Genomic DNA, 7,232 nt, shown 5'->3' on the forward strand with positions numbered 1-7,232 from the left:
TCGGTGATTTCGTGCGCCCGCTCCGCGAGGAGGGTGTGGATCTGGTTATCGGCAACCGGTTCGCCGGGGAGATGGAGCGCGGTGCAATGCCGTTCCTGAACCGGTATATCGGCAATCCGATTTTGTCTGGGATGACTCGCCTCCTTTTCGGCGTGCCGTTGACCGACATCCATTGTGGCATGCGCGCCATTCGTCGCGAGCGTGTTCGGGCACTCAACCTGGTAATGCCCGGGATGGAGTTCGCCACGGAGATGATCGTGAAGGCACTTGACCTCGGAATGCGGGTCAAGGAGGTCCCGATCCCGTACCGGCCACGCATCGGACCATCCAAGCTGAATCCGTTGCGAGACGCCTGGCGACACACCGAGTACATGCTCGTGTTCTCGCCGGCTCTGCTGTTCCTCGTTCCCGGTGTGCTACTCCTGGCGGCCGGACTGACGGTCCAGCTCCTCCTGCTTTCGGGGCCGAAGCCGCTGTTCTTCCGCACCTGGGATGTCCACACGAACCTCGCGGGCTTGGCGATGTCGCTATGCGGCAGTACGCTGCTTGCCCTCGGCGTGGTGTGCTCGACCTACGCCGACTCGATCGGGATGCATTTCCGCCACAGCGCGGTCGCGCGCGTGGCCGTTCGATTGGGTGACGTTCCGCTACGTGGTGTCGGGGTCGTGTTCCTCCTGCTGGGCGCCGGGCTTTGGCTTCGAATCATCGGGATTTGGGTGCTGACCGACTTCGGGACGCTTGCTGCAGTGGCCGATCTCTCTGCTGCCACGTCGCTGCTGGCGGCTGGGCTCGAGTTGTTGGTCGCCGCATTCCTCACGCGAATCGTGCGAATGGGGCGGATGACTTGATGGTGGCCCACCTTGGGTCCGTAGGCGCGATCGATGATCGTCCGTGACCTGCGTTCCGCGGTCGCCGCGCCCGACGCCAAAGAACAGGAGCCGGGCGCGCTGCGCCGGCCGGGCCGTGGGCTCCTGCTCCTCGTGGCGCTGGCGGTGGAACTGTCCGCGGCGTCAATCGTGGTCGGCTCGATCGCAGCCAGCCGTGGCAGCGGTGACCTCCGCCGTGTCGGGATCTTCTATCGGCTCCTGGCCCTCGATGCGCCTGCGGCCGTGCTGGCGATTGCGATACTCCTCGCGGGCCTCGCTGCGGCGTATTTCGTTCCCGACCAGCCGATTGACCGGGTGCTTGCATGGATCTCCGATCACCCGATCGCGATCGTTGCCCCGACGTTCGCTCTGCTGGCGGCCGGCGCGGTCCTGGGGTATCACGCCTATCCGCTTTCGGCGGACGAATACGCTCCGCTGTTCCAGGCGCAGGCGTTCGCCGCCGGCCGCCTGACTGGCCAGTTCCCGCCCGGGTGGCTGGATTGGCTACTGCCCAGGCCATTCAACGGCGCCTTCTTCGCCGCCTCCGACCGCACGGGCCAGATAATCTCCACCTACTGGCCCGGGTTTGCTCTGCTGCTAACGCCGTTCGTTTGGTGTGGCGCACCCTGGTTGCTGAACCCGGCGATCGGAGCCGCCACGCTTCTCGCGATCTGGAAGCTGACGGGCAACCTTGCACCAGGGGCGCCAACCGCGCGGGGCTGGGCGCTGCTGCTGACGGTTGCCTCGCCCGCGTTCGTCGTGACGAGCATCTCCTACTACTCGATGGCGGCGCACCTACTCGCGAGCACGCTCTTCGCGCTCCTGCTACTTGAGCCTACTCGGTGGCGCTTGATCCTGGCTGGCTTGGTCGGATCGGTTGCGCTGGTGCTCCACAATCCGCTACCGCACCTCCTCTTTGCGCTGCCCTGGATCGCGTGGCTGGCGTCTTCGCGTGAGACGCGGCGCCGGCTTCCACTCCTAATTCTCGCGTATCTGCCACTGGTGCTTGTGCTGGGGATCGGTTGGGTGCTTCTCCGGTTTCACGTGCAGGCTGGAGCCGCGGCCGGACCGGCGGTCGGCGGCCTAGAGGGTGGCTTGCAGCGGCTGGCTGGGGTCGCCGCCGCGGGGTTCACGGCCCCGAATCTCGCGATCGCCCTCAACCGTGTCGTGCATTTGCTCAAGGTCGCGGTCTGGGCCGTGCCGGGGCTCGTTCTTCTCGTGCCGGTGGGATTCTGGCAGCTTCGGGGTAGGGCTGGCGCACGTCTACTCCTTGCATCGGCGGTGTTGACGGTCATCGGGTACCTCTTCGTTCCCTTCGACCAGGGTCACGGCTGGGGTAGTCGGTACTTCCACTCTGCGTGGCTCGTGTTGCCGGTCTTCGGCGCGGCCGCCCTTGCGTCCGCCGGGACCGGACGCCCGGCGTGGGTCCGCGCGTTCGCCTGTTTCACGCTGCTGAGCCTGTCGTTCGCCAACGCTCTCCGCTTTCGGCAGGTCGATGGATTCATCCGGGAACACCTCGCCCAGGCACCGCTCCCAACCGTCTCGGATGCTCGCGCCGTCACGTTCATCGATATCCGCTCGGGTTACTACACGCTCGACCTCGTGAAGAATGATGCCTTTGCCCGCGGAGCTCAGCTGATCCTGGTTAGCCACGGACGGGAGCAGGACGCGCAGTTCGTGCGGGAGCACTTTCCGGAGCTGGAGCTTCGCCGGACGCTAGGGAAGAGCAGTCTCTGGATGGCTCGTTGAGGTGTGGTAGCGGAGGCTGGGAGGAAGAGCTCGGGCGGAGGGGCCGTCCCGACGAAAACGCGACAGGCACCTGAGTCGTCACTCTGCAGAGAAGCCGAACCGCTTTTGTCGAAACCCCATCGGCAGCTCCGCATCGGCATGGTGACGCATTACATGCCGCCACATCCCGGCGGGATCGAGGGCGTCGCCGACTCCCTATTTCGGGAGTACCGCCGGCTCGGCCACGACGTCCGCTGGATCGCGAGCCGTGAGCCCTCGGATGCTCCTGCGTCGGAGCCGGATGGGCGGATCCGCGTGCCCACCTGCAACCTGGCGGAGCGCCATCTCGGCTTCCCCTGGCCGATCTGGGGTTGGACCGGAGTTCGGCAGATCCGCGAGCTGGTGGCGTGGGCAGACGTGATGCACGTTCATGACTGCCTCTACCTGGGGAGCGCCGTCGCGGTCGCGATCGGTCGGTGGACCGGCAAACCTGTCCTGTTGACGCAGCACATTGGAGACGGCGGTAGTCGGAACCCGATCGTGCGGCTGCTCCATTGGACCGCGAATCGTGTCGTTGGTAGGATGGTCCTTCGCGCCGCAGCGGAAGTTGTTGCGGCCACCCCGTCCGGCGCCGCATTAATCGAAGCGGTGGCAGGGCGATCGCCGATACGGATTGCGAATGGCGTTGCCGAGCGGTTCTCAGTACCCACAGCCGAACAGCGCCTCCTAGCACGTCGCCATTTTCAGTTGCCGGACGCGGTGCCGGTGGTGTTATTTGTCGGGAGAATGATCGCCCAGAAGCGTGTCGACCTGGTGCTAGCGGCAAGTAGGAGGCTGTCGTCTGCGGTGTTCCTCCTCGTGGGTGACGGGCCCGAGAGGCCGGGATCTGCTAGGCCGCCGAACGTGATTCACGTGCCGCGGTTGGATCCCGTCGAGATGCCCACCGCATACTGGGCGGCGGACGTCCTGGTGCTCCCTTCTCGAGGGGAGGGCCTCCCGCTGGTGGTGCAGGAGGCAATGGCTTCTGGGGTTCCGGTCGTGGTCTGCGGGGCAGAACGGTACGCATCCGAACTCGGCGGCTGTACCGCCGTGCAGTTGATCGATCCTACAGTAGATTCCGTCGTGTCCGGTGTCCGTATGGCCCTCGAACGGCGACAGACCGTCGGCCGAGTCGCCGCCGACTTCGCCGCGAAGCACTGGAGCTTGACCGCCGCAGCCAAGGAGTATCTTGCTTTGCTCGGCGCTCCCGGTGGATCTAGGCGGTAATAGTCGACGTCTGGCGCGAGGAGATTGGCTCATGGGCGACTGCAGTACGCCGTGATCCGGATATGAATTCATTTGTCCGGCTATCACGCTACCGTGTGGCTGCGTGGGCGGAGAGCGTTTTCAAAACGCTCAAGCACGAGAAGGTGCTGCTCAACGACTACCGCACCCCGGACGACGTGGTGCGCCGCCTGCCGCACTTCCTCGAGGAGGTCTACAACCGGCGGCGACTGCATTCCGCGCTCGGGTATCTGCCCCCGAGCGAGTTCGAGGCCCTACACCGGCCCTCGGCCGCCCAGGTCAATTCCGCGGCCCCGACCTGTCCAACGGATGGGGTTCACTCCGCAGAATTGTCAGATTTTCGCCCGCCGTTGACAGGCACGAACCGCGCGGACATCAGCGTGAGGGATCTGTGGATCAGCCCGAGCAAGTAATTTGGCAGGCGTCGGCGTTGCACTCCGGTGCGTTCACCTGCCGTTGGGCATCAAGCCAGATCGTGGGTCCGGCCGGCTGCGGCTGTTCCGCGGGGAAATCTGAGGAGGTTCACGCAGCGGTTCCGCTTGGGCTCCGCATGACAATGCCTGTCAGCAGCACCGACCGTTAAGGGCCGCGCACGGTCGGCGACACCAGGAGGCCCGCCGTGGGGTTATCACACGCTGGCATTTGGGTAGCCAGAACGTGTGTCGTAGATGGCCCGGAGATCGGAAGGATGGAGCACAGCTTCGCAGCCCGGTACGAAGACTTGGACCGGTGGCACTGGTGGTTTCGCGCCCGGCGCAGACTGTTCTCGGCCGTACTTGAGCGGGAGCTCGGCATGCCGACGCGGTCGCGGACGCTTGCCAGCATCGGTTGTGGTCCCCGCCTCGGCCTCGGTTGGCTGCGACCGTTCGCGGGCTATCGCGGGCTCGTGATAGGTGTCGATGCCGATATGTCCGGGAGTGTCCGCCAGGCGCCCGCGCGGCGCCGGGACGACCCGGCTCTCGTGGTCGGGCGCGCGGAGCAGATCCCACTTCTGTCAGAATCGTGTGACGCCGTACTCCTACTTGATGTCTTGGAGCACGTCGAAGACGACCAGCTCCTTCTCGAGGAAGCGCATCGGTTGCTCAAGCCGGGTGGCGTTCTCGTCGCCTCGGTCCCTGCCTTACCCAGTCTTTGGGGTCGCCAGGATGTAGCCGCACACCACTTTCGTCGGTATACGCGCCGAAGCCTTGCCGCGCTGTTCCGCTCGGCCGGAGTTGCCTCCCCGTGGGTATCCTACTTCAATACCCTTCTGTTTCCACCGATCGCGGCGGTGCGCTGGGGCCGCCGGCTTTTGGGTAGGTCACTATCCGGAACGGACGTCGATGGGGCTAGGCCGGGATTCGTCAATGATGTTCTCCGTCGCATCTTTGAGGCGGAGCGCTTCTGGATTGGGTCCCACTGGATCCCGATCGGTGTCAGCCTACTGGCGTTGGCGCGCAAGCCCGTAGTTCCCGAGCGGACGCCGACACACGAACCTCGTCGAGGGGTCAGCGCCCACCCATTGGTCGCCGACAGCGCGCCCCGACGTGCGGGAGGCTGATGTTGGGCGAGACCTTCCAAGCCGGTCGCGCTGCGGGAGTCGATCGGCCGGCTGCGGTCCGGAGATCGCTGTCCGGCGCTATCACCTACGCTACCCTCATCGCTTGCGCAGTTGCTGGAGCTACCTCGGTGGTGTACTGTGACCTCGCTTGGCAGTCTTTTCTGGGGCGGCAACTTCTCGCGGGCCGCTCGCTCTACAGCGACATTGCGGTCGGCGAGATGCATCCGCCCCTCTACACCTGGCTCGCGGCCGGCTTCGCGGCGGCCGGCCGTGCCCTCGGCGTATCGACCTCCCGGCTCTTCCTAGTATGGACTGCCGTCGCGACGTGCGCGGCCGTAGTTGTTGCGTGGCGGCTATTCGGCGGCGGGTTGCTAGTGGCCGTTGCGTTTGCTTTCGCAGGGGTGGCCGCGCATGGCTACTACTTCGCCGGCGGGGAGCAGCTGGCCGTCGCCTTCGCGCTGCCATATGTTGCGATGACGGCTCGCCTCGCTAACGACGAGAACGATATCGGTCGTAAACAGCGTCTCGCTATCTCAGCGCTAGCAGCTTTCGGCTTGGCGATGAAGCCGCAGTTCGTACTGCTGTGGCTCGGCGCCGAGTTGTATCTCGCATCGCAAAGAGGGTGGAGTACGCTGTTCCGCGCTGAGTGCCTCCTAATGCCGGTCATCTGGGCCGCCTACTTCATCCTGACGTATCGTCTGACGCCGCATTACTTTGACGCGCTCATCTGGGCCGTTCCGCTATATCAGGAGTTCGGGCGCGCACCGCTCGACCGGATCGTTACAAGCTGGAGAACGGCGCTCGCCGGCAGCGCTCTGCTCATGTTTCTTCTTCGAAAGCCGGAGGGAGCACGGCATCACCTCGTTGTGCTACTATTGGTCGGTACGGCAGCAATGTGGGTCGCTACGGTATCCCAATTGAAAGGCTGGCCAACCCACTGGCTCCCAGTCGAAGCTCTAAGCGGAGCCGCGCTGATTCTGTGTCTCCCGCGCCGCTACGAGGCGTTCGGAGCGCCGTTCATCGCGCTGTTCGCCCTCATATGGATGAACCTCGGTCTCGCGGCGCAAAACGCGGCCACCTCCCGCGATCCAAGCAACTTCCCGGCGACGGTGGAGATTGTGCACCGTTGGGCGCCTAATGGCCCAGTGCTCGCGTTGAGCGGCGAGCTCGCGATCGGTTTCCCGCTCATCAACGTCACCGGCGCGGAATGGACGAGCCCGTTCGCATGCTTCTGGATGTTGCCCGGGTTGCATCCATTTTACCGCGCCAACCCAAGCGGCTTTCACTACCACAGCCCGACCGACTGGTCGCCGGCGGAGCGTCTAGTTTACGATAACCTGTGGCGTGGGATAACAGAGAGGCCACCACGGATCATATTTCTCGAACGAGACCGGCCTAATGGATTCAGTTACCGCGCGTTCTTTGAGGCCGATCCGCGTATCCGACATCTCCTGACCTCGTTCGTGGTTGTTGATCGGGTTGGAAGCTTCCACGTGCTGATTCCGGCCCGCCAACAGCCGTCGTAATGCCCGAGCGTGCAACCCGCGAAACGGCTTCCCATTTCCCGCCTCCCACGAAATGGCGCGAACCCCAATGGCCCCGTGGCGCTTCATGGCAATAGATGCTCCCGCGAGTGAGGACGGACGTCTGCGCGTGGCCTCACTCAACGTTGCTGCGGAGCGGCTGGGCGTTCCCTGGCCCGTCTGGAGCCGGTCGGGGCTCAGGATCCTCACCGAGCTGATCACCCTGAATCGCCCCGGGTTTGCCGGAGGCTCCAACTCTTGAGAGATTGGGGTCATGAGACAGGCAAAGAA

At 64.8% G+C, this 7,232-nt stretch carries 6 protein-coding genes; all 6 read left to right on the forward strand.

Going from position 1 to position 7,232, the window contains the following annotated elements; genetic code table 11:
- Positions 1-848, forward strand: an 848-nt coding sequence (locus tag IRZ30_RS14065) for a glycosyltransferase family 2 protein (RefSeq protein ID WP_366945355.1), incomplete at its 5' end; no start/stop codon positions are given.
- A 33-nt stretch (positions 849-881) separates the two neighbouring features.
- Positions 882-2,615 (forward strand): hypothetical protein, encoded by a 1,734-nt coding sequence (locus IRZ30_RS14070; protein WP_294086077.1) that lies wholly within the window; start codon positions 882-884, stop codon positions 2,613-2,615.
- A gap of 153 nt (positions 2,616-2,768) precedes the next feature.
- Positions 2,769-3,860, forward strand: a complete 1,092-nt coding sequence (locus tag IRZ30_RS14075; protein WP_294086078.1) for a glycosyltransferase family 4 protein — start codon at positions 2,769-2,771, stop codon at positions 3,858-3,860.
- 62 nt (positions 3,861-3,922) lie between these two features.
- Positions 3,923-4,291 carry an integrase core domain-containing protein gene (locus IRZ30_RS14080; protein ID WP_294086079.1) on the forward strand — a complete coding sequence of 123 codons (369 nt, stop codon included), beginning with the start codon at positions 3,923-3,925 and terminating at the stop codon, positions 4,289-4,291.
- A gap of 275 nt (positions 4,292-4,566) precedes the next feature.
- Positions 4,567-5,418, forward strand: coding sequence for a class I SAM-dependent methyltransferase (locus IRZ30_RS17190; RefSeq protein ID WP_366945356.1), 852 nt, complete (start codon positions 4,567-4,569; stop codon positions 5,416-5,418).
- A 128-nt stretch (positions 5,419-5,546) separates the two neighbouring features.
- Positions 5,547-6,944 (forward strand): hypothetical protein, encoded by a 1,398-nt coding sequence (locus tag IRZ30_RS14085; protein WP_294086080.1) that lies wholly within the window; start codon positions 5,547-5,549, stop codon positions 6,942-6,944.
- The last annotated feature ends 288 nt before the right edge of the window (positions 6,945-7,232 follow it).

Source organism: Sphaerobacter sp., from assembly GCF_019683595.1.
In the GTDB taxonomy this organism is placed as follows: domain Bacteria; phylum Chloroflexota; class Chloroflexia; order Thermomicrobiales; family Thermomicrobiaceae; genus Sphaerobacter.